Annotated in this window: 25 protein-coding genes, 1 tRNA gene and 1 pseudogene; 9 read left to right on the top strand and 18 right to left on the bottom strand. The window is 58.9% G+C overall.

Annotated features, from left to right (window positions below; genetic code table 11):
* Positions 1-54: 54 nt before the first annotated feature.
* Both HX812_RS11375 and HX812_RS11370 read right to left on the bottom strand, forming a co-directional pair.
* Positions 55-777 (bottom strand): 1-acylglycerol-3-phosphate O-acyltransferase, encoded by a 723-nt coding sequence (locus tag HX812_RS11375; protein ID WP_038841900.1) that lies wholly within the window; start codon positions 775-777, stop codon positions 55-57.
* A 212-nt stretch (positions 778-989) separates the two neighbouring features.
* Positions 990-1,682 carry a crotonase/enoyl-CoA hydratase family protein gene (locus HX812_RS11370; protein WP_015885385.1) on the bottom strand — a complete coding sequence of 231 codons (693 nt, stop codon included), beginning with the start codon at positions 1,680-1,682 and terminating at the stop codon, positions 990-992.
* A gap of 336 nt (positions 1,683-2,018) precedes the next feature.
* Here HX812_RS11370 and HX812_RS11365 point away from each other — a divergent pair.
* A tRNA-Ser gene (locus HX812_RS11365) sits at positions 2,019-2,108 on the top strand.
* An 85-nt stretch (positions 2,109-2,193) separates the two neighbouring features.
* On the opposite strand, the gene HX812_RS11360 is transcribed toward HX812_RS11365, so the two are convergent.
* Positions 2,194-2,451 carry a hypothetical protein gene (locus HX812_RS11360; RefSeq protein WP_038841905.1) on the bottom strand — a complete coding sequence of 86 codons (258 nt, stop codon included), beginning with the start codon at positions 2,449-2,451 and terminating at the stop codon, positions 2,194-2,196.
* 580 nt (positions 2,452-3,031) lie between these two features.
* Between HX812_RS11360 and HX812_RS11355 the strand changes: the two genes are divergently transcribed.
* Together HX812_RS11355 and HX812_RS11350 are read left to right on the top strand one after the other, a co-directional pair.
* Positions 3,032-4,006, top strand: a complete 975-nt coding sequence (locus HX812_RS11355) for a hypothetical protein (RefSeq protein WP_038841907.1) — start codon at positions 3,032-3,034, stop codon at positions 4,004-4,006.
* Complete coding sequence (locus tag HX812_RS11350) at positions 4,007-4,375, top strand: hypothetical protein (protein ID WP_038841909.1); 369 nt, start codon at positions 4,007-4,009, stop codon at positions 4,373-4,375.
* Positions 4,376-4,413: 38 nt separating this feature from the next.
* Here the strand turns inward: HX812_RS11350 and HX812_RS11345 are convergent, their stop codons facing one another.
* The 3 genes from HX812_RS11345 to HX812_RS11335 all read right to left on the bottom strand — a co-directional run bounded on the left by HX812_RS11345 (position 4,414) and on the right by HX812_RS11335 (position 6,085).
* On the bottom strand, positions 4,414-4,767 hold the full coding sequence (locus HX812_RS11345) for a gamma-glutamylcyclotransferase family protein (RefSeq protein WP_038841912.1): 354 nt from the start codon (positions 4,765-4,767) through the stop codon (positions 4,414-4,416).
* 9 nt (positions 4,768-4,776) lie between these two features.
* Positions 4,777-5,436, bottom strand: a complete 660-nt coding sequence (locus HX812_RS11340; protein ID WP_038841914.1) for a M24 family metallopeptidase — start codon at positions 5,434-5,436, stop codon at positions 4,777-4,779.
* Between the two features lie 70 nt (positions 5,437-5,506).
* Positions 5,507-6,085, bottom strand: a complete 579-nt coding sequence (locus HX812_RS11335; protein ID WP_038841917.1) for a DUF4337 domain-containing protein — start codon at positions 6,083-6,085, stop codon at positions 5,507-5,509.
* 184 nt (positions 6,086-6,269) lie between these two features.
* Here HX812_RS11335 and HX812_RS11330 point away from each other — a divergent pair, with 184 nt between their 5' ends.
* Positions 6,270-7,118: an oxidoreductase gene (locus HX812_RS11330; RefSeq protein ID WP_033901228.1), complete on the top strand. Its 849-nt coding sequence runs from the start codon at positions 6,270-6,272 to the stop codon at positions 7,116-7,118.
* 4 nt (positions 7,119-7,122) lie between these two features.
* Here HX812_RS11330 and HX812_RS11325 read toward each other — a convergent pair whose 3' ends face one another.
* Together HX812_RS11325 and HX812_RS11320 are read right to left on the bottom strand one after the other, a co-directional pair.
* A complete protein-coding gene (locus HX812_RS11325; protein ID WP_050572359.1) occupies positions 7,123-7,479 on the bottom strand; it encodes a helix-turn-helix domain-containing protein in 357 nt (118 codons plus the stop codon).
* Positions 7,433-7,684 (bottom strand): annotated as a pseudogene (locus HX812_RS11320) (type II toxin-antitoxin system RelE/ParE family toxin); the annotation flags it as partial. The pseudogene HX812_RS11320 and the gene HX812_RS11325, both read right to left, overlap by 47 nt.
* 260 nt (positions 7,685-7,944) lie before the next feature.
* Here HX812_RS11320 and HX812_RS11315 point away from each other — a divergent pair.
* Positions 7,945-8,631, top strand: a complete 687-nt coding sequence (locus tag HX812_RS11315) for an HAD-IA family hydrolase (RefSeq protein WP_038841925.1) — start codon at positions 7,945-7,947, stop codon at positions 8,629-8,631.
* Between the two features lie 89 nt (positions 8,632-8,720).
* Here the strand turns inward: HX812_RS11315 and HX812_RS11310 are convergent, their stop codons facing one another.
* A complete protein-coding gene (locus HX812_RS11310) occupies positions 8,721-9,467 on the bottom strand; it encodes a 3-oxoacyl-ACP reductase family protein (RefSeq protein WP_033901224.1) in 747 nt (248 codons plus the stop codon).
* 126 nt (positions 9,468-9,593) lie between these two features.
* Here HX812_RS11310 and HX812_RS11305 point away from each other — a divergent pair, with 126 nt between their 5' ends.
* Positions 9,594-10,523 carry a LysR family transcriptional regulator gene (locus tag HX812_RS11305; protein WP_038847337.1) on the top strand — a complete coding sequence of 310 codons (930 nt, stop codon included), beginning with the start codon at positions 9,594-9,596 and terminating at the stop codon, positions 10,521-10,523.
* Here HX812_RS11305 and HX812_RS11300 read toward each other — a convergent pair.
* The 3 genes from HX812_RS11300 to HX812_RS11290 all read right to left on the bottom strand — a co-directional run bounded on the left by HX812_RS11300 (position 10,504) and on the right by HX812_RS11290 (position 13,839).
* Entirely contained in the window at positions 10,504-11,220 is a 717-nt protein-coding gene (locus HX812_RS11300) for an aspartate/glutamate racemase family protein (RefSeq protein ID WP_038847334.1), read from the bottom strand. The two genes, HX812_RS11305 and HX812_RS11300, sit on opposite strands and share 20 nt — an antisense overlap.
* 13 nt (positions 11,221-11,233) lie before the next feature.
* Positions 11,234-12,760: an NCS1 family nucleobase:cation symporter-1 gene (locus tag HX812_RS11295; RefSeq protein ID WP_038847340.1), complete on the bottom strand. Its 1,527-nt coding sequence runs from the start codon at positions 12,758-12,760 to the stop codon at positions 11,234-11,236.
* Between the two features lie 344 nt (positions 12,761-13,104).
* On the bottom strand, positions 13,105-13,839 hold the full coding sequence (locus HX812_RS11290) for a phosphoadenylyl-sulfate reductase (RefSeq protein WP_038847331.1): 735 nt from the start codon (positions 13,837-13,839) through the stop codon (positions 13,105-13,107).
* A gap of 153 nt (positions 13,840-13,992) precedes the next feature.
* Between HX812_RS11290 and thrH the strand changes: the two genes are divergently transcribed.
* The gene (gene thrH, locus HX812_RS11285; protein ID WP_016979242.1) at positions 13,993-14,610 is read left to right on the top strand and encodes a bifunctional phosphoserine phosphatase/homoserine phosphotransferase ThrH; all 618 of its coding nucleotides are present in this window, start codon (positions 13,993-13,995) and stop codon (positions 14,608-14,610) included.
* A 124-nt stretch (positions 14,611-14,734) separates the two neighbouring features.
* On the opposite strand, the gene HX812_RS11280 is transcribed toward thrH, so the two are convergent.
* The 6 genes from HX812_RS11280 to HX812_RS11255 form a co-directional block, all read right to left on the bottom strand.
* Positions 14,735-15,091 (bottom strand): type II toxin-antitoxin system HigA family antitoxin, encoded by a 357-nt coding sequence (locus HX812_RS11280; protein WP_038847328.1) that lies wholly within the window; start codon positions 15,089-15,091, stop codon positions 14,735-14,737.
* A complete protein-coding gene (locus tag HX812_RS11275; protein ID WP_038847325.1) occupies positions 15,091-15,393 on the bottom strand; it encodes a type II toxin-antitoxin system HigB family toxin in 303 nt (100 codons plus the stop codon). The genes HX812_RS11280 and HX812_RS11275 overlap by 1 nt, the downstream gene beginning before the upstream one ends.
* 228 nt (positions 15,394-15,621) lie before the next feature.
* Positions 15,622-16,965, bottom strand: a complete 1,344-nt coding sequence (pabB, locus tag HX812_RS11270; protein ID WP_038847323.1) for an aminodeoxychorismate synthase component I — start codon at positions 16,963-16,965, stop codon at positions 15,622-15,624.
* A 99-nt stretch (positions 16,966-17,064) separates the two neighbouring features.
* A complete protein-coding gene (locus HX812_RS11265; RefSeq protein ID WP_033901220.1) occupies positions 17,065-18,051 on the bottom strand; it encodes an alpha-L-glutamate ligase-like protein in 987 nt (328 codons plus the stop codon).
* On the bottom strand, positions 18,051-19,583 hold the full coding sequence (locus HX812_RS11260; RefSeq protein WP_038847322.1) for an inactive transglutaminase family protein: 1,533 nt from the start codon (positions 19,581-19,583) through the stop codon (positions 18,051-18,053). The genes HX812_RS11265 and HX812_RS11260 overlap by 1 nt, the downstream gene beginning before the upstream one ends.
* Positions 19,584-19,588: 5 nt before the next feature.
* Complete coding sequence (locus HX812_RS11255) at positions 19,589-20,125, bottom strand: ATP-dependent zinc protease (protein ID WP_178949114.1); 537 nt, start codon at positions 20,123-20,125, stop codon at positions 19,589-19,591.
* A 272-nt stretch (positions 20,126-20,397) separates the two neighbouring features.
* Between HX812_RS11255 and HX812_RS11250 the strand changes: the two genes are divergently transcribed.
* Entirely contained in the window at positions 20,398-21,108 is a 711-nt protein-coding gene (locus HX812_RS11250; protein ID WP_016979247.1) for a GntR family transcriptional regulator, read from the top strand.
* Complete coding sequence (gene prpB / locus HX812_RS11245; protein ID WP_016979248.1) at positions 21,108-22,001, top strand: methylisocitrate lyase; 894 nt, start codon at positions 21,108-21,110, stop codon at positions 21,999-22,001. Before HX812_RS11250 ends, prpB begins: the two co-directional genes overlap by 1 nt.
* Positions 22,002-22,014 lie beyond the last annotated feature (13 nt).

Below are 22,014 nucleotides of genomic sequence, written 5' to 3'. Positions count from 1 at the left end.
TTTGTGGTGAGCGAGCTTGCTCGTGCTGGGGTGCGAAGCGCCCCCCGACAATCTTCAGCTAGCCCGCAACTCGCGGTCCATCTGCGCGATGCATTCATCCATCTGCGCATGACACGCCTGCATCAACGCCGGTATGTCATCCGCAGTCATCCCAGTGGTAGGAATCGGCGGCAACGACCGTATGAGCACATCTCCACTGTTCCAGCGATTGAGCTGCATGTGAGTGACGTAATTGCTCACACACACCTGCACAATCGGCACACCGGCCGCAATCGCCATGTGGAACGCGCCTTTCTTGAACGGCAGCAAACCTTTGCCCAGATTGCGCGTGCCCTCGGGGAACACCCAGATCGACGTGTCTTCGTGCTGCAAAGTGTGCGTCGTGGTAAGCATCGCGCGGCGCGCCTTGTGCGCATTGCCTCGGTCGATCAGCACGTTGCCCGCCAGCCAGAACAACTGGCCGAACAGCGGCACCCATTTCAGGCTTTTCTTGGCGATACACACGGTGCGGTAAGGCACCACGTTGCCGAACACAAACAGGTCATAGTTGGACTGGTGATTGGCGATGATCACGCAGGTGCCAGGCTTGTTGCGCAGCGAGTCCACATCGGCTTTCACGTTCAGGCGCAGAATCCACATGGCCGGTAGCGCATAGAGACGAGCACACAGGCGGCTGTTGTCCGGATTGAATGGCCGACACAGACCGACCAGCACGCCCAGTACACCGGCGAGCATAAAGTGCAGGCCCATCAACAACATACGCAGCAAAAAAAGCATCGACACGGCCTATCCGGACAAAAGGTGGCGCAGTGTACGGATGTGCACTGTATTCGGCAATTACCCCTGTAGAGGTAGGAGATAGCCGATGTTTAAGCGCATGTTTCGATATCTACCGGCACGGGCAGGCTAGAGCGGCTAAAGAGGATTCGGATTTGTTTGTAAGAAAAAGCCCGACTCAAGGTCGGGCTCTGGTGTATCAGGCGTAGGGCTTAGCTCAGGATATGTCCCTGGTCCTGGATGATTGCATCGTCCAGGGCTTCCAGCAGCTCTTTACGCACCTTCAACTTGGTGTGCTTGTGGGCATTCATGTTCAGCTTCTTCAACTGACGCGCCGCCTCCAGCGCCGCCGCATGCAATTCCTCCGGTGCTACCACCTTGTCGAGGAAGCCGGCTTGCAACGCGCCCTGCGGGTCAAACATCTCGGCATTGATCACCGAACGATGGAAGGCCGACTTACGCAGACGATCCCGCGCCAACTCGATACCGGCGTGGTGCATGGTCATGCCTATCGCCACCTCGTTCAGGCCAATGCTGAACGGGCCTTCCACACCAATCCGATAATCCGCCGACAACAGCAGGAACGCACCCTTGGCCACCGCATGCCCAGGGCACGCCACAATCACCGGGAATGGGTGCGACAACAGACGACGCGCCAAGGTCGAACCGGACGTCACCAGACCGATCGCCTCTTTAGGGCCGGCGGTCATCACCTTCAAATCATAACCCCCCGACAAAATCCCCGGCGTGCCGGTGATTACCACCACCGCCCGGTCCTTCTCGGCCTGATCCAGCGCTTCATTAAAGGCACTGACCACCGCCGGAGAAATGGCATTCACCTTGCCGTTGCTCAAGGTCAGGGTCGCGATACCGTCTTCGAGGTGGTAGGCAATCAACTCACTCATGACGCGGTTCCTTGTAGGATTTGTTATAGAAGGCTTGTTAATAGCAGTGCATGCGCAGACGTTACCCACCACGCCCGCCCCGGTAAAGCGCCGTGACTGACTACCCAGTCAGACTTTTCCCGCACACAGGCGTTGGGAAAGCCTGGAGCAGGGCGCAATCGCCATCCTAGACCCATCCCGCCGATGCCTGAGAATGGCACAATCACCGCCCCTTGCCGGGCGTGGATCGGCATAACCGGCTAACCGCATGAAAATTCTGAAAAAAACCTTTGCCATCAGAAAGGCTTTCGACTACATTAGCGCGCCTCGACAGACTGAACTGGTTTGACGAGATACGGTGAAGTGTCCGAGTGGCTTAAGGAGCACGCCTGGAAAGTGTGTATACAAGAAATTGTATCGAGAGTTCGAATCTCTCCTTCACCGCCAAATTCGATGTAAACAAAACCCCTGGTTTCGAGAGAAACCAGGGGTTTTGTAGTTTCTGGGGTTCGGAAATCTCACCTTTATCGCATCACGCGCTTGGCATATCCATGCGTCGCCCTATGACATCCAGCAAATCACACCCATCGCGCAGCGGGATTGAGCACAGCAAGGCAAAGTCGCTGAGTACAACCGCATCACTATTTATCTCACCACGTAGTGCAAGGTTCTCAAGCACCTGTGTCACGGCACGGAGTCGATAGGTCGCGGCGTCGAGGAGGATTTCAAGCGGGACGGTTGTGTCGACAAAAAGAGCAGGGGTCGCGCTGTCGTTGCTGGTGAGGGCCATGAATTGGTTCCTGTGTGACTCCATTGGACAATTGTAGGAAACAACGACGTTTGAAAATTACGTCGTTCGCGTTCCGTCTTGACTGTCATCGAGTCGCCAAACCCGGTCACCATGTGGGCAACGGGGCGACTGTAGTCTCGGGCATTTTGAAATGGGAGGGCGCTCATTCCGGATTGCTTGTAGGACGTTGCCCTAACGAGAAACGTTAGAAATGAGGGACTCTCTGTTCGGCGACAAGATGGTCGATGGGGTAATTGATGCGAGAGGTATATTTGCAACTCGGGGTCGTGGGTGGAGCCCTACGCCAACGGAGAAAATCAAGCTCAATCAGGCAGTGTTTGGCGAAGTGAAAGTACCTCGACTGCCAAAGCTAGCACTGTGTGCAAGTGATGCACGCATCTGGCAGGCAACATAAATCGGGTGGCGGGAATGTTGGTTGAATGGAGCTTGTAAATGTAGGCATGCCCTCTGATTAAAGTAGTCCATTTCCCAAACGCTAAAAACACCCCAGTACGCGTCTTACCTCACCTGTAACGCCTTCCTATAGTCGTGCACCTCACTCACTGGGAGGTGTCACGCGATGCAGGGACCCTACGCATTTATCAATGAGCGGCCACAGCCTTACCCACTGCTCAAGCTCAGTCTTTCTCTCAATCCTCATACTCAAACAAAGTTTGACACCCTCAACCATCACATCCGTAACACCGTGGTATTGCCGGGGCAGCTAGTGATCATCGGGGATAGTCGCACGGCGTCGTGTACCGCCGAAGAAGCGCAGTTGATGCGCTCGGCGCAAAACATAAACCATGACTTGCTGGCGCATTCTTCCATTGATGGCTTTTTGATCAAAAACTACGATCAGTTGCAGGCCATCATGTCCCATGCTTCTCTCGGCATCGGCAGTGCCAGCAGCGCATGGAGCAAGCATCTGGCGCAAATCGAGCAGACCCTCATGGAAGTCGAGCAGTTGCATAAGGAGTACATGAGGAAGGGCAGCATGGGGGCGCGGGGGGAGTTTTTAATTAAACGCAGAGCGCTTTTTGCACGGTTGGAAACACAGCTCTCGGGGATGGCGCGCTTAGGCTCGGGTTTGAAAAACGAAACATCGATAAAAAAGATGCTGGGTATTTCCAGCAAGAGTTACTGGCACCACGGAGAAATTCGTGGGTATGAGGAGAGGGTCAAACGAGTCGCCAAGGCTTCACAGATTTTGAAGAAGGGTACCTATATTGGTATTGCACTGGATGTTGGGGCGGCGGCGCTGGAGATTACAGAGGCGTGCACCATAGAGCGGGAGCAGGAGTGCACACGAGCGCAATATGTTGAAGGGGGCAAGCTCCTGCTCGGCGCTGGTGGTGCATACGCAGGTGGTTCAACAGGTGCCACTCTCGGCATAGGCGCTTGTGCGATTGTTTTTGGCATACCTACCGCGGGGGTCGGGGCCTTGGCCTGTGCAATTGTAGGCGGCGCTGCGGGCGCCTTAGCTTTAGGTTCAGCCGGGAGTGTTATGGGCGAAGTCGGCGGTACATTTATCTATAAAACCTGGAAAGAATAAATGGCCCTTTTATATCTCGGTCTCTTCTCATCAGTTCTTATGCTACTCAGTATCCCGCTAACATTCTTCGCCATGTTCAAAAAACTCGACGCTGCGGAAAGCTATGTGGAGCACACCGACTATGTCATCGGGCACAAGAGAACCCTTCGTTTCGCTCCATTCGAAGGACGGGCCTCACGCGTCGTTGCCATGGCTATCATCATTCTAATTCCCAAAGTACTGCAGTGGAGACGTTTGGTACGGGTTGAGGACGTTCAAAAAATCCCAACGCATCTCAAGTTCTGGATGCTCTTTCCGACAACAGTTGCGCTCATATCCAGTATCGGCATGGTTATCAGCTGGCTTTTTTTAGATCCTGAATTGCTTTAGACAAGGGCGACGTTCTGTCGCCCATTCCGTCAATCGCCTCAAGCCCGCACATACACCCAAGCCCTCAACCCCGAAGCCAACCCCACCTCCACCCGCTTGTAATCCGCCACCTCATACGCATCAGCCGCCGCCAGTTCCTGCTCGGTAATCTGAAACACCGTCCCCTCAACCCTGGCGTCTGCCTGCGTACTCGGCGCCACAATCGGATGATGCGTCTTGCCACTGCTCGCCAGCACGTCCGGGTCAGTAATCTCCACCCAGCTCTGCGAGTAACCCAGCATTGCATCCTGCTGGCCGGTCAGTTCGCGGCCGAAGTTGGCCAGTTGTACGGATTTGTCTTGCAACGTGCCGTAGGAAAACAACAGCACAGGGTGTTCGGTGGAGCGGTTCATTGCAGTTCCTTAAGCGAGGAGGTCTTCGTAGAAAGCACCGTAGGGTTTGCTCGGATGGGCGATCTGGATTTCGAGGATCCACAACCCGGCATTCGGGTAGTGCTCGAAATCCCCCAGGTCGCCGCCGCGGTGGATGGCGTGGGGGAAGTCGCTGACGCGGTGGCCCTTGATGTCGAGGTTGAGGTGCCAGCCCATGGCCTGGGCTTGTGCTTCGGCGTAGCGGTAAAGCTCGAGGCCCACGACCTGGTCGTTTTGCCAGCGGGCTTGTACGCGGTCGAACAGCGCTTTGGCGGCGCTGGCGCAGGCGAGCATGTCTGGGTCGTTGCCGATGGCGAAGGTGGCGCCGGCATCGCCTTCGTGGCCTTGCCAGACGGCGCCCATGTCGATGAAGAAGATGTCGTTGTCGCCCAGCACCGGGTCGCCGTCGGAGCGTTGTTTGAAGGTCTTGAGGGTGTTGGCGCCAAAGCGCACCAGCAGTGGGTGCCAGATGCGCTGCATGTCGAGGTCGGCGAGGACTTGCTTGCCCAGGTCGCGGGCTTCGGATTCGCGCATGCCGGGGCGGACACGTTGGGCGAGTTGTTCGATGGCTTGCCAGGTCATGGCCTGGGCGTAGCGCATGGAGTCGATGCTGTAGGCGGCGCCCACGGCTTCTTTGGGTTGTGCGGACACCGCTATCTCCTTGGGTAACGTTATTCCTTTTACTATATAGCGGTGGAGGCAGGGGGCCCAAGGGAATTTGCTAGATATGCAACCAGGCCAGGCTACCCAACACAACCGCCACACCAGCTGCTGCATACGACATCCGCTTCAACCACTCCCGCCGCGTCAGCAAGGTAATCGCCGCCAACGAAATCGCGATCTGGATCGCGGTCATCGCCTGGGCCCAGCGATGATGCTGGTGCAGCGCCTGCTCTGATTTTTCATCCCATTGCTTTGACGTGGCTTCAAGCTTCTCGGCCTGTTTGCGCACGTCTTCCTTCTGGCTCTTGTAGCGCTCGATTTCTTCCTTGTAATGCACCGCGTCCACACCGGGAATGTGGGTGGCCAGTTCCGCGAGGTTTTGCCGGCTGGATTTGGCCTGATAGTAATTCCACTGGTTGGCGGCTTCGGTCTTGAAGATGGCGGCGTTGTTCTTGTCCATCGCCGCTTCGCTTTCGGTGGAACCGGCCTGGTAGCTGAGCATGGCGCCGAGGGTGGCCATGAGGGCGGTCATCACGGCGATGCGGCTGGCGAAATTGTCGCCACGGCCGTGGGCGTGTTCGGTGGTGTGTTCGATGTGTTTTTCGTGAGGGCTGGGGACTTCGAAGGCTTCGGACATGGGGGCGTCTGTGAAGGGAATGAGGGAATCTGATTCTTCACCAGTGAAGCTGTCTCAAGCCTGTACGTAACGCTTGCGGGCATTGTGAAGTTTGGCTCGAAGGGGCATGCAGATTCGGCCTCTACTGGGAGAGTGAGGCGGCGCTGATACTGGGGTGGTTCGTTCATTCAGAGGATTGGCTTTCATGACTTCATCCAATGCAAAACCTGTCTGGTTTATCACCGGCTGCTCCACCGGTTTCGGTCGCTACCTGGCGTTGCACACCCTCAGCCTCGGCTACCCGACCGTCGTCACCGCCCGCGACCCGCAACAGGTGCAGGACATCGTTGCCGACTACGCCGACCACGCCTTGGTGCTGGCGTTGGACGTGACCGACCCGGCCCAGGTCCGTGAGGCGGTGAAAGCCGCCGAAGATCACTTCGGGCATATCGATGTGCTGGTCAACAATGCTGGCATCGGTTACTTCGGTTCGTTCGAAGAGAGCGAGTTGGACGAAGTGCGCCGCATGTTCGAGATCAACGTCTGGGGCCTCAGCGATGTCACCCGCGCCGCGCTGCCGGGCATGCGTGCGCGGCGTTCCGGTACCGTGGTGAATGTGTCGTCTGTGGGCGGGATCATGGCCTACCCGACACTGAGCTTCTACAACGCCAGCAAGTTTGCGGTGGAGGCGATTTCCGAGTCGTTGTCCCAGGAGGTCGCGCCGCTGGGCATCAAGGTGCTGTTGGTGGAACCGAGCGGTTTCCGCACCGACTGGGCTGGGCGTTCCGCCAACGAAGCGCCTCACGCGATTGCCGATTACCACGCCACCGCTGGCGCGCGCACGGCGTTGTTGCGCAGCATCGACGGCAAACAAGCGGGTGACCCGATGCGTGCGGCGATTGCCATCGTCAATGCCGTGGAGGCCGACCAACCGCCACTGCGTTTGCTGCTGGGCAAGGCAGCGCTGGCCAATGCGCGGACCAAGGTGGAAGCCTTGAGCAAGGACTTTAATGCGTGGGCTTCAGTGACTGAAGGGGCGGATTTTCCAGAGTAGCGCTCTATAGCTCCAATTGACTGGCGTTGATGCCAAATGCCCTGGCAATTTTTTCCCGCGTTGCACGGCGAGGTTTATTCACCGACTCTTGTTGGGCAAATGCAGATTGGGAAATGCCCAGGCGTTTGGCGACTTCCTCCTGGGTCAGGCTCAGGTGTTCGCGCCAGGCGCGGATGGGGGTTGCCCCATCCACCAAGCGGCTTACCACCGCATGGGGAATCAGATTTGGATCCTTCTGCTGGGCCAGGTAATGTTCATAGGGAATCACCACAAAGGCTGGCTTGCCCTCCGTATTGTGGATGATCTGTACGGCAGTAGGTTCGTTCGTCACGCTTCTTGACCTCTTCAATGCTGACCACATGGATATCGCGATCCCAATCGAAAAGAACTCGATAATTACCCACGCGCAAGCGATAACCACGGGGGTAATCAACCAATGCCTTGACGTTGGCGGCATCGGGCATGCGCTCAAGCGCTGACACAGCATCGCGTACCTGTTGCTGATGATAGGTATGCAGCCGAAGCAGTTGCTTCACGGATTTTCGGGTCCAGTGGATGGAGTTCATTGGAGATTAATAAGTCTTTTATAAGGTTTGCAAGGGGTATTTTCTGACGCGAGTCAGTGGCAGCTCGCGTTGCCCTCACAAACCGTAGACGGTCTCCGAGAATGCCGATCGGTAAAACTGTTGCCAGGTATTGGGCACTGATTTGAAGGGCCATCAAGCAGCGAATCGAAGCGATACAAAGTCGTGGAGGTTGTCTGTATGGGACTCGTACCGCTATTGTGCTGAATCCTTTTAGTCCTTCCCCCCAAGGATCTGTTGTGATGAATGCACCACGTACTGCTGTCCCGATCAAGGCTGTGATTTTCGATATGGACGGGTTGTTGCTGGACACTGAAGGCATCTACACCGAAGTCACGCAGATCATCGCCGAACGCTATGGCCGCACCTACGATTGGGGCATCAAGCAGCACATCATCGGGCGCGGTGCCCAGGATCTGGCTGACTACGTGGTGAAGGCGTTGGACCTGCCGATCACGCCCGCCGAGTTCCTGACGATCCGTGAGCCGCTGATGAGCGAGCGCTTCCCAAAGGCCCTGGGCATGCCCGGCGCTGAAGCCTTGGTGCGGCACTTGAAGGCGCACAATATCCCGATTGCCGTGGGCACCAGTTCGTCGCGCAATTCGTTTGGTCACAAGACCACCTTGCACCGCGAATGGTTTGGCCTGTTCGACACCATCGTCACCGCTGACGACCCGGAAGTCGGCGCCGCCAAACCCGCGCCGGACATCTTCCTCACCGCCGCCCGCCGCCTGGGCGTTGCGCCCGAGGATTGCCTGGTGTTCGAAGACTCACCGTTTGGCGTCACCGCGGCCAAGGCTGCACACATGACCGCCATCGCCGTGCCGGACGAAGCCATGGCCGACAGCAAGTACCACCACGCCGACCAGATCATCCGCAAGCTCGCGGACTTCGATCTGGCAGCCTATGGCCTGCCGCCCCTGCGCTGAAAAAACGCGGTCAAAAAAATGTGGGAGCTGGCTTGCCTGCGATGGCGATCTCAAGATCGCTATCGCAGGCAAGCCAGCTCCCACATTCGTTATGCGCTGAAGCCACCATCAATGGTCAAGCTTGCACCGGTGATGTAGCCCGCTTCCGGCCCTGCCAGGTAAGCCACAAAGCTGGCAATTTCCTCGACATGCCCATACCGACCCACCGCCATCAACCCAATCAAACTCTCGGCAAAATCACTGTTCGCCGGGTTCATGTCGGTATCCACCGGCCCAGGCTGCACGTTGTTGATCGTAATACCTCGAGGCCCTAGGTCCCGCGCCAGGCCCTTGGTCAGCCCCACCAGCGCCGCCTTGCTCATGGCATACGGGCCACCACCGCCAAACGGCATGCGCTCGGCATTGGTGCTGCCGATGTTGATCACCCGACCTCCTTCACCCATATGCTTGGCCGCTTCCTGGGTGGCGATAAACACGCTGCGTACGTTGATCGCCAGGGTCTGGTCAAAATCTTCCAGCTTGAAGTCTTCCAGCGGCGCGATGGCCAGCACCCCGGCGTTGTTCACTAGGATGTCCAGGCGGCCAAAGGCTTCGACCGTGGCGTTGACCGCGTTGCGGATCGCACCGGCATCGGCGCTGTCGGCGTGGATCGCCAGGGCTTTGCCGCCTTCGCTGATCACGCTGTTCTGCAATTCTTCAGCCTTGGCGGCCGAGCTGACGTAGGTAAAGGCGACTGCTGCGCCCTGCGCCGCGAGGCGCTTGACGATGGCGGCGCCGATGCCGCGAGAACCGCCTTGAATCAAGGCGACTTTGCCGCTGAGGTTCTGTGTGGTCATGTCGATCTCCTAGCTGTTCAAGGCGGGATGCCTTGTTGTTGGAACCGAGTATCGACCTCGCCAGCCCCTCCCGGTAGACCGTGATTGCTATAGTCTGTGTAAACCAAAAGTTTAGAGTGGGTCGATATGGAAAGCTTTGGCAGTATCGAATGCTTCGTGCGCAGCGCCGAAGGCGGTAGCTTTGCGGAGGCTGCGCGGCACCTGAGCCTGACCCCGGCCGCCGTCGGCAAAAGTGTCGCCAAGCTGGAGGCGCGCCTGGGTGTCAGGTTGTTCCAGCGTAGCACTCGGCGTCTCACCCTGACCGAAGCCGGAAAACTGTTCCTGGAAGAGGTCAGCGGCAGTCTCACCACCATCCAGAATGCGGTGGCCAACCTGGCCAGCGCCGAAGGGCGGCCGGTAGGAACGCTGAAGGTCAGCATGGGCACTGTGTTTGGTAATCGCTATGTGGTGCCGCTGCTGGGGGCGTTCATGCAGCGCTTTCCTGACATCAGCCCGGACTGGCATTTCGATAACCGCCAGGTGGACCTGATCGGCCAAGGTTTCGATGCCGCCATCGGCGGTGGTTTTGAGCTGCCCCAAGGGGTCGTGGCGCGCAAGCTCGCACCGGCGCATCGGGTACTGGTGGCTTCGCCGGATTACCTGGCGCAACGCGCTCCGGTATTCAGCCCGGAGGACTTGGCGCGCTGCGCGGGCATCCTTATCCGCTCACCGCAAACCGGCCGCGTCCGCTCCTGGCAATTGACCAGCACCGAGCGTGAACATAGCCCACTGGTGCTCAAGGCGGGCATGACCATGAGCGACTCCGAAGCCGCCTGCTGCGCCAGCGCCCAGGGCCTGGGCATCGCGTTGGTAAGCATGCCCATGGCCGTGCCGTTCCTGGACAGTGGTGCGGTGGTGCGGGTGCTGCCCGACTGGTACGTCGACGACGGCAACATCTCCATTTACTACGCCGAGCACAAACTGTTGCCCGGCAAGACCCGCGCGTTTGTGGAGTTCATCATCGAGCAGTTTGCCGAGCAGCAGTTGAACCAACGTTTCAACGCGGCCAACCGATGATTTTTTTTGGCCTCGGCGTCGCATAGGTCCTGATCTTCGACGTCGACAACCCCAACCGCACCAGCGACTCAGCGATGGTCACGGCGGCGGTCACACCGTCCACCACCGGCACACCGGTGCGCTGGCGAATCTGCTCATCCAGCCCCGCCATGCCACCACAGCCCAGGCAGATTACCTCGGCCTTGTCTTCGCTGATGGCCAGTTCGGCCTGGCGCACGATGGCTTCCATGGCCGCCAACGGATTTTCTTCCAACTCCAGCACCGCCATGCCACTGGCCCGTACCGAGGCGCAACGCTGGTACAGGCCGGCCAGTTTCAGGCGGTCTTCGATCAACGGCACGGTGCGGTCCAGGGTGGTCACCACCGAGTAAGCGTGGCCCAGGAACATTGCGGTGCTGGCGGCGGCTTCGGTGATATCCACCACCGGTACGTTGAGCAATTCCTGCAAGCCTTCACGGCCATGCTCCCCGTAGCCGGCCTGGATCACCGCGTCGAACGGCTGGTCGTAAGCCATCACCCGGTCCATCACCGCGATGGCCGCCAGGTAGCTTTCAAAGTTGCCCTCCACCGACTCCGCGCCGAAATAGGGTGTGAGCCCGACAATCTCAGTGCCGGGCGCAGCCACGGCGCGTGCCTGCTGGGCGATGGTTTCAGTGATGGATTCGGTGGTGTTGACGTTGACCACGAGGATACGCATGGAATGTCCTTGATTAATGACTGACGTTATCGACTGCAATGCTTTCGCCGCTGACATCGGCGTAGAACGGCTGACGCTTGGCGATCAGCAGGTACAGCACCCCTGCAATACCGGCGCCAAACATCCAGGAAAACGGTGACACGCTGGCAAAACCGGGCAGCAGCGCCAGGAGAATGGCAATCACCGCTGCGGGAATGAACGCCGCCACTGCGCGCAGATTGACCCCACGGCTGTAGTAATAAACGCCGTTCGGGTCTTCGCTATACAGCTGCAACACGTCCACCCGGCTTTTACGGATCAACCAGTAATCGACCATGATCACGCCATACAACGGCCCCAGCAGGGCGCCCAGGCCGGAAAGGAAATACACGATCACCAACGGGCTGTTGTAGAGGTTCCACGGCAGGATCAACACTGCCACGGTGGCGCTGATCAACCCAGCGCGGCGGAAGTTCAGGTACTTGGGCGCCAGGTTGCTCAGCACAAAGGCCGGTGCGACGAAGTTGGCCATGATGTTCACGGCCACGGTGACGATCAGGAACGCCAGGCAACCCAGCACCAGGAAGAAGGTATTCGGGATAGCCGCGATGATTTCAGTGGGGCTTTCGATCACCCGGCCATTGAGCTGGAATTGCCCACCGCACAGCAGTACGGTGATCGCGGCAAACACCAGGATATTCACCGGCAAGCCCCAGAAGTTGCCGACCTGGATGGTCTTGCGGCACGGCGAAGAGCGGGCGAAGTCGCAGAAGTTGAGGATCAGCGTGCCGTAGATCGCCAGCCACAGCGCGCCACCGGCAAAGATATTGCGCCACATCTCGCCGCCGCTCAGCGGTTCGCGGATCGACCAGGCGATGTTGCCGCCGGTCTGGAAATACATCCAACCGGCCAACGACGCCACCGTCAGCAGAATCACCGGCCCGGCGAAGCCTTCGTAGCGTCGCACCATCTCCATGCCGTAGGCCAGGATCACCAATTGCACCAGCCAGATCGCCACAAAACAGGCCCAGCCGAGCGACGACAGGCCGAGGATCGAATTGTGGTCGTAGTCGGCAAACCCCGGATGAATGGCCGTCAAAAGCACGCGGAAAACTACCGAGGCCAGGTAGGTCTGGATACCGAACCAGGCAATCGCAATCACCGCTCGGATCAGCGCCGGAATCTGCGCGCCATGAATGCCGAAGCTGATACGGCTGATCACCGGGAAAGGCACACCGGTCTTCTGGCCCATGTAGCCCGACAGGTTCATGAAGAAGTACACCAGCGCCGCGCCAATCCCTAAGGACAGCAGAATCTGCCAGCCGCCCAGGCCCAAGGCATACAAGCCAATGGCGAAGGAGTAGTTGGCGATGTTGTGCACGTCATTGGTCCACAGCGCAAAGATGCTGTAGCGCCCCCAGCGACGGCCTTCGACCTTGGTGGGTGCCAGGTCCTTGTTGTGCAGCCGTGGGCTGAGCACCAGCGGACCGGGCTCGATGGCTTCGGGCTTCAGGGAGGAGGGCAGATCCAGTGCGATGTTATTCGAGAGGCTTGTACGCATTCCGGCAGGCTCCAGCGCATCGGCAGCCAAGCCGCAGATGGCAAAGTGTATGTAGGTTTTGTATTTATTGTATACAAAGCGCATTTCACCTCAAGCCACTTGCGTGCCAGTTTTTGATCTATGAAAGCTGTAGGTAATTTCGTTTTTATAGGTGTCGGAAATAACTAGCTGAATTCAAAGCGATATAAATTGACCGTTTGAACAGCTATTTATTTTGTTGGGTGAGGAGTGTGCAAAACAGCGAGGGCAGTGAGGCGGGGAAGAATGTAACTTTTCGGTGCGTAATTTTATAAGTGCACACAAGAATGGCACTAATGGTGACATTCTTGTGTACAGATCGAGGATCATGCCTTGCTGATGATATTCCCCGCATGCAGCCCGCATTCCTTCTGCGTGGCTTCTTCCCACCACCAGCGGCCTTCGCGTTCGTGCTGGTTCGGCAGCACCGGGCGGGTGCAGGGCTCGCAGCCGATGCTGATAAAGCCGCGCTCATGCAGGCTGTTGTACGGCAACTCCAGCATACGGATGTAACCCCAGACTTCCTCGCTGCTCATCTGTGCCAGCGGGTTGAACTTGTACAGGGTGCGTTCCGGGGTGGAGAAGGCTGTGTCGATTTCCAGCGCCGCCACCTGGCTGCGGGTGCCGGGGCTCTGGTCGCGGCGCTGGCCGGTGGCCCAGGCGCTGACGCCGGAGAGCTTGCGGCGCAGCGGTTCGATCTTGCGTACACCACAGCATTCGCCATGGCCGTCCTTGTAGAAGCTGAACAGGCCTTTTTCTTTGACGAAGGGTTCCAGCTTGCTCTGGTCTGGCGAGATCAGCTCGATGTCGATCTTGTAGAACTCGCGTACCTGCTCGATGAACCGGTAGGTCTCCGGGTGCAGGCGGCCGGTGTCGAGGCTGAACACCTTGACGTTCTTGTTCAGCTTCCAGGCCATGTCCACCAGCACCACGTCCTCGGCGCCGCTGAAGGAAATCCACAGGTCATCACCGAACTGGCTGAACGCCAGCTTGAGAATATCCTGGGCAGATTTATTGGCGTAAGTCGCGGCGAGTTCAGCGACGTTGAAGGCTTGGTTCATCAGGACGGTTCCTACAGGTCAGTGGCGCTGAGCGCTCTATAGGGGAGCGATGGTATCAAAATCCGCTCTGCGTTGCGGCGGCGAGCTTGAATCGCTAGAGTTTGGCAGTCCTTTTGCTCGCTCAACCGACAACATCAACAATGGGAGTGTCTTGTGGAAATTGCCTGTCTCGACCTGGAAGGGGTGCTGGTTCCGGAAATCTGGATCGCCTTCGCCGAAAAAACCGGTATTGAATCCCTGCGGGCCACCACCCGGGACATTCCCGACTACGACGTGCTGATGAAGCAGCGCCTACGTATCCTCGACGAACACGGGCTCAAGCTCGCCGACATCCAGGCAGTCATCGCGACCCTCAAGCCGCTGGACGGCGCCATCGAGTTCGTCAACTGGCTGCGCGAGCGCTTCCAGGTGGTGATCCTGTCCGACACCTTCTATGAATTCTCCCAGCCGCTGATGCGCCAACTGGGTTTCCCGACCTTGCTGTGCCACCGCCTGATCACCGACGAAACCGATCGCGTGGTCAGTTACCAACTGCGCCAGAAAGACCCGAAGCGCCAGTCGGTATTGGCCTTCAAGACCCTTTACTACCGGGTGATCGCCGCCGGCGATTCCTACAACGACACCACCATGTTGGGCGAAGCCGACCGTGGGATTCTGTTCCATGCGCCGGAGAACGTGATCCGCGAGTTCCCGCAGTTCCCGGCGGTGCATACCTTTGAGGACTTGAAAAAAGAGTTCATCAAGGCGTCGAATCGGGCGTTGAGCCTGTAAGTTTTTCAGTGCGGTGGATGGCCTCTTCGCAGGCAAGCCAGCTCCCACCTCTGGGCGGTGTGAACCCGATCAATTGTAGGAGCCGGGCTTGCCCGCGATGGGGCCTTCACAGACGCCGCAAATCTCAGATGCCAGCCAGTAAGCGCTCATAAGGAATACGCAAGCCTTCATGCAGCCGCTTGATCATCGACAGACTCAACTTGCGCTTATGGTTCAACACTTCTGACACCCGCCCACTGGTGCCGATAAAGGGCTCCAGGTCGCGGGCGGTCATGCCCAGTTGTTCCATGCGGAATTTGATTGCCTCCACTGGATCTGAAGGAGGCATTGGAAAATGCTCGGCCTCGTATTTCTCGATGAGAATGGCGAGGATTTCCAGTTCGTCACCCTCGGGAGAGCCGATTTCCGCTCCCCATATCTGCTCCACGCGCGCAAGCGCAGCGGTTAGATCCTCATGGGAATGTATAGGTTTGATGTTCATCACACGGTCTCCGCGTTGATCTGATCGTACTGGGCATGAGTCCCCACGAAACGTATAAACCCAAGCTGTCGCTGATAGTCGATCGCCATGATCACTCGATACTTGTTGCCGCCCACGTTGAAGACAACCCTGCCGCTTTTAAGAATGCTTGCCGTTCTAAGCTCTGCTTTGAGCGCTTGCGGCGTTGGGTAATTCGCCTTTTCCATATGGCGATACAGCTCGACAAGAGGTGTTTTGGCGTCGGAATAAGCTGAGTAGCTTTCCCAGAATATCCGCAAGGTAGAGAGAGCGATTATTCGCATCGCTGCAACCTCCCAATTTGGGAGATGATAGGTGTGATTGGGTTGAGATTCAATCTCGGAAACAATTTCTGACGAGTAAGCAGACGCTTCATGTGATCCCTCACAAACGGCGGTTGGGCGGTCGGAGCTGGACGCTATCTTCCAGTTCACTCACCGTCCACACGCGTTCTGAATCAGGATCTTTCTTGCTGCCTGCCCCTACGTTGCAGAGCCAGGAGGGGCGTGGGGCTACAGGTTTTCCAGAGTTTGTAACAACACCCGCACCTTCGTCAGCGACTCCTGATACTCCGCCTCCCACTGCGAATCCGCCACAATCCCGCCACCGCCCCAGCAGCACACCTGCCCATCCTTGACCAGCAAACTGCGAATGGCGATGGAGCTGTCCATCTCGCCCCGCACGTCCAGATACACCAGCGACCCGCAGTACAACCCGCGTCGCGTCGGCTCCAGTTCGTCGATGATCTGCATCGCGCGGATCTTCGGTGCGCCCGTGATGGAGCCGCCGGGGAAGCTGCCGGCGATCAGGTCGAGGGCGTCTTTGCCATCGGCCAGTTCTCCGATGACGCTGCTCACCAGGTGGTGCACGTTGGGGTAGCTTTCCAGGCTGAACAGCTCCGGCACGCTCACCGAGCCGGTGCGGCAAGTGCGGCCGAGGTCGTTGCGCAGCAGGTCGACGATCATCAGGTTCTCGGCGCGGTCCTTGGGGCTGGCCAGCAGTTCGGCGGCGTTGGCAGCGTCTTCTTCGGGCGTCAGGCCGCGGGGGCGGGTGCCTTTGATCGGCCGGGTTTCGACGCGGCGCTCGCTGATATGCACGAAGCGCTCGGGCGACAGGCTCAGCACCGCGCCGTCGTCCGGCAGGCTCTGGAACCCGGAGAATGGCGTCGGGCAGGCTTCGCGCAGGGCGCAGTAGGCAACCCAGGGATCGCCCGCACACGACGCGCGGAAGCGCTGGGCAAAGTTGACCTGGTAGCAGTCGCCGGCCTGGATGTAGTCCTGGATGCGCACGATAGCCTGGCGATAGGCCTCGGCGGTGAGGTCCGCTGCCATGGGGCCGTCAAGCTTGAAGGTCGCCGCGTGGTGGGCGACTGGCTGGCCGAACAGAGTGATCAAGCGCCGCTGTTCGCTCTCGGCCAGTGCCGGATGAAATACAAGTTGGCTGGTCTGCGCCTTATGGTCACTGATCAATGCCCAGGCATATAACCCGAACCGCGCGTCTGGCAGGTGCAAATCGTCTGCGGCAAGGTGGGGCATGTGCTCAAGATGGCGACCAAAGTCATAGCTCAGGTAACCGATCAGCCCACCCGCAAACGGCAGCTCATAGCCAGCAGGCAGATCCGCCTTGCCCAACTCCGTAAGATTTGCCCGCAAGCGTTGCAGGAAATCAACACCGCTTTCGTCGGGCGATACCGTCAATGTCGCTCGTGGCCAGGCGCTCAGCAGGTCATAACGCCCGCGCTCGGCTGCCGGTCGTCCGCTGTCCAGCAGCACCGCGCCTGGCGCATGGCGGATCGCCGCAAAATACGCAGCGGGGTTGGCCTGGTAAGGCAGTGGGTATACAGAGCAGGTCGACATGCGGGGTGGATCAGCCATTGGCGCGGGGGAGGGGATTGTAGTCCCCTGTAGGATTTGCTCCTAGAGGGGATGTCGGGGATAGGGCGATGAAAAGTCGCGTTAACCTTCGACGGGCGGAATATGCCCAAACATTTCCTGCACAAACTTCACCCGCTCCTCCGGCGTTTCCGTGACGCCAGCGGCTTTCAGTGCTTCCAGCCGTGCTTCCACCGCATGCGTTCGCAGGGTCAGGCCGCAGTCGTTGGCAATCTGGATATTCAGCCCCGGTCGCGCATTCAACTCAAGAATCAGCGGGCCTTTCTCCTGGTCCAGCACCATGTCCACGCCGATGTAACCCAGCCCGCACAGCTCGTAGCAGCCCGCCGCGAGCTTCATGAAACCGTCCCAGTTAGGCAGTTGCACGCCGTCCACCGCGTTGGTGGTGTCGGGGTGTTTGGTGATGATGTTGTTCAGCCAGGTGCCGCGCAAGGTCAGGCCGGTCGCCAGGTCCACGCCCACGCCGATGGCGCCCTGGTGCAGGTTGGCCTTGCCGCCCGACTGGCGCGTCGGCAAGCGCAGCATGGCCATGACCGGATAGCCCATCAACACGATGATGCGAATGTCCGGCACGCCTTCATAGCTGATGCTCTTGAAAATCTGGTCAGGCACCACGCGGTATTCGATCAACGCACGGTCGCGGTGGCCGCCCAGTGAGTACAGGCCAGTGAGGATGCTGGAAATCTGATGCTCGATCTCTTCATGGCTGATGATCTTGCCGGACACCGTGCGATAGCGCCCTTCAAAGCGGTCCGCCACCACCAGGATGCCGTCACCGCCGGCGCCCTGGGCTGGCTTGATCACGAAGTCGCTGCGCCCGCCGATGATATCGTCGAGTTTGTCGATTTCCTTTTCGGTGGAAATCACCCCGTACATCTCCGGCACATGAATACCGGCGGCGAGGGCGCGCTCCTTGGTGATGATCTTGTCATCCACGATCGGGTACAGGCTGCGCTTGTTGTACTTGAGCACGTAGTCGGCATTACGCCGGTTGATGCCCATGATCCCTCGCGCTTCCAGGGCCTTCCAGGTCTTCCAGAAACCGAACATTACTTATCAGCCTTCAAGAATGCCTTGAAACGCACCAGCTCGGTCAGGCGGTAGCCGCGATAACGACCCATGGCCAGCATGAAGCCCACCAGGATCAGCAGGATCGCCGGGAAGGTGAACACGAAGTAGATCAGCTCGGGCACGCTCATGATGATGTGCGCCAGCGATGCGGCGAACAGCGTACCAATCGCGACTTTCAGCGCATGGTTGGCGCCGCGTTCTTCCCAGGTGATCGACAGGCGTTCGATGGTCATGGTCAAGATCACCATCGGGAACAGCGCCACCGACAACCCACGCTCCAGCCCCAGCTTATGGCTGAACAGGCTGATGGCCGCGATCAGCACTACCACGAAGGTCAGCACCACCGACAGCCTCGGCAGCATCTGCAATTTCAAGTGTTCCAGGTACGACCTGAGGGACAGCCCCAGCGCCGTGATAATCGTGAACAGCACAATCCCGAAGCCCAGTTGCGTCTCGCGGAACGCCAGGGCGATCAGCACCGGCGTGAACGTGCCCAGGGTCTGCAGGCCGATCAGGTTGCGCAGGATCAGGATCACCAGTACGCCAATCGGGATCATCACCATGATCATGAACGTCTGCTGGGTTTGCAGCGGCAGGCCGTACAGCGAGTATTCGAGGAAGTTGGCGTCGGTGTTCTCGTCCGTCAGCTTGGCCAGGCGGATCGCATTCATCTCGCTGTTGTTCAGGCTGAAGGTCACCATGGCCTTTTTGCCGCCGTCGACGGTGATCAGGTTTTCATCACCGGTCCACCACAGCAGGCGGTCGGTGGGCAAACCTTGTTCGCCGGTTTCCGGGTTGAAGTACAACCAGTCATTGCCGTTGAAACTGCGCAGCCAGAGTTCCGGGGTTTGCGGCTGATCGGCCACCAGGCGGATGGTGTGGACCTTCTCCACCGGCACATGGGCGATGGACAGCAGCAATTCGACGATCTTGGCCTTGTGCGGCGTGGACGGATCGCCCGCCAGCAGCAGCTTCACATTGTCGTCATTGAGGTTGTTGGTGCGCTTGATGGCTTCGCTGATAAAGGTCTCGACGTCGGCCGAGTGCTGGCGGATCGGCGCCAGCAAGGCTTCAGCGGCGATTTTTTCCGGGCCTTCCACGGCAATGCTGTCGCGGAAGGTCGGGCCCTTGACCTTGACCTTTTCGCCGCTGTAACGCTTGGTGAGGACCAGGCGGTAATACAGGGTCTGGTTACCCTTGGCGCGGCGTGCCGACCAGGTCACCTTGCGGTTGCCGTCGGTGCGGTTGACGCTCACGCCGTAGTTGTTCGAAATAAAGCTCTCGTTGAGGCTGACGAAGTCGCGGCTCAAGGGCGGCACGAACATCTGGATCTTCACCGGGTCTTTCGGGTTGGCGACGAACTCGACCTTGGCGTCGATGTTCCACAAGTCGTCGGTGGCGTCCTCGGTGACGGGGATGCCCAGCACGAAGATCTGGTAGGCGGTGACCGAAATACCCAGCACCACCAGGATGGCGATCAGGATTTTCAGGTGCAGTGTCAGAGAGCGCATTCGGTTTACTCGGCGGTATGAGCGTCGGCGGCGCAGGCGGGTTTGCCTGTTGCGTATTTAAGACTGGGGTCGACCAGCGCATCAAAGCGTTTCAGCGCTTCGGAGCCGATCAGCAGCGGGTATTGGAATGCGCTGCGGTCAGTCAAGTTCACTTCGATGCTGCGTAAAGCGGTGCCCATGCAGATATCCAGGGCAATCACCGGACGGGCGGTGTAGTTCTTGTCCTCATCGGGGTCGTAGTCACCGGCGCGGCGCTTGATCTTGCTGACGCGGGCCAGGGGGCGTTCGATGGGGTGGGAATGGGCGGTGTCGATGGCCAGGTAGAAGCGCACCCAGGATTCGCCGTTGCGCTTGAAGCGCTTGATATCACGGGCACTGAGGGAGGCGGTCTTGGCACCGGTGTCCAGTTTGGCGGCGACTTCCAGGTCGATACCGGCCAATTGGGCGTATTCGTTGAGGCCGTACACGGTCTTCTCGGCGGCGACGCCAAGGCCCGGTGCGGATAACAGGCAAATCAATAGAAGGAAGGGCTTGAGTCTCATAAATCCCGAGGCGGTGCAGTGCGATGTTCAATTCAAGGCGACTGGCATTACTGCGCAAGCTCCCTCGTGCGCCGTTTCATCTCGCGATGTCAGGCAAAAGTGGCGGGCATTCTAACATGATGCTTTTTTGGCGCCAGCGCTGGCAGGCGGCCATGCCCTGATAGGGTGCAACCCTGGTTATTAGACGATTGTCGACAATGTGTATTTATTCTTTGACTATCCAGGGCTGATTGGCTAGTTTTTGCGGCATTGCTTTTAAAGGTGTCGACAATATGCTGGATCAACTGGAATCCCCAGTGGTGGCGCAAGACGATTCCCAGACCATGTCCGAGAACGTCTTCCGGCGTATCCAGGCCGCCATCGTCAAGGGCGAGATCGCCCCCGGCAGCAAGATCTCCGAGCCGGAACTGGCGCGCACCTATGGCATCAGCCGTGGCCCGCTGCGCGAGGCGATCCACCGCCTGGAAGGCCAGCGCCTGCTGGTGCGCGTGCCGCATGTCGGCGCGCGTGTGGTTTCGTTGAGCCATGCCGAGCTGATCGAACTTTATGAAATTCGCGAATCCCTCGAAGGCATGGCCTGTCGCCTGGCCGCCGAGCGCATGACCGACGCGGAAATCGAAGAACTGCGCCAGGTGCTGCACACCCATGAGCGCGACGAAGCCTTCCAGGCTGGCCTCGGTTATTACCAGCAGGAGGGCGACTTCGATTTTCATTACCGGATCATTCAAGGCGCCGGCAACCGCACCCTGACCCAAATGCTCTGCGGCGAGTTGTACCAGCTGGTGCGCATGTACCGCATCCAGTTCTCCGCCACCCCCAATCGTCCACGCCAGGCCTTTGCCGAGCACCACCGCATCCTTGACGCGATTGCCGATCGTGACGGTGAACTGGCCGAACTGTTGATGCGCCGGCATATCGGCGCATCCAAACGCAACATTGCCCGTCACTTCCCCGACGGCACTGCCCAATCACGAGGTGAATGATGAGTTCCAATAACAAGACGACTCCCGGCCAGCGTTTCCGTGACGCGGTCGCCAGCGAGCAGCCTTTGCAGGTGGTCGGTGCGATCAATGCCAACCACGCGCTGCTGGCCAAGCGCGCCGGTTTCAAGGCGATCTATCTGTCGGGTGGCGGTGTGGCTGCCGGTTCCCTCGGCGTGCCGGACCTGGGGATTACTGGCCTGGATGACGTGCTGACTGACGTGCGCCGCATCACTGACGTCTGCGACCTGCCGCTGCTGGTGGATGTGGACACCGGTTTCGGCTCCTCGGCGTTCAACGTGGCGCGCACGGTCAAGTCGATGATCAAGTTCGGCGCGGCGGCGATCCATATCGAAGACCAGGTCGGCGCCAAGCGCTGCGGTCACCGTCCGAACAAGGAAATCGTGTCCCAGCAGGAAATGGTCGACCGCATCAAGGCCGCCGTGGATGCGCGCACCGATGACAGCTTCGTGATCATGGCGCGCACCGATGCCCTGGCGGTGGAAGGTCTGGAGTCCGCCCTGGAACGCGCCGCCGCCTGCATCGAAGCCGGCGCCGACATGGTGTTCCCGGAAGCCATCACCGAACTTGAGATGTACAAGCTGTTCGCCTCCCGTGTGAAGGCCCCGATCCTGGCCAACATCACCGAGTTCGGCGCTACGCCGCTGTACACCACCGAACAATTGAAATCGGCCGATGTTTCCATCGTGCTGTACCCGCTCTCGGCTTTCCGCGCCATGAACAAGGCCGCCGAAAACGTCTACACCGCGATCCGTCGCGACGGCACCCAACAGAACGTGATCGACACCATGCAAACCCGCATGGAGCTGTACGATCGCATCGACTACCACACCTTCGAGCAGAAGCTCGACGCGCTGTTCGCAGCCAAGAAGTAAAGAACAGCCTCCC

Origin of the sequence: Pseudomonas sp. IPO3749 (assembly GCF_013386605.1) — a bacterium.
Taxonomy (GTDB): domain Bacteria; phylum Pseudomonadota; class Gammaproteobacteria; order Pseudomonadales; family Pseudomonadaceae; genus Aquipseudomonas; species Aquipseudomonas azotoformans_A.
Note: the sequence above shows the minus strand (reverse complement) of the source record. Positions and strands in the feature narration are given on the sequence as shown.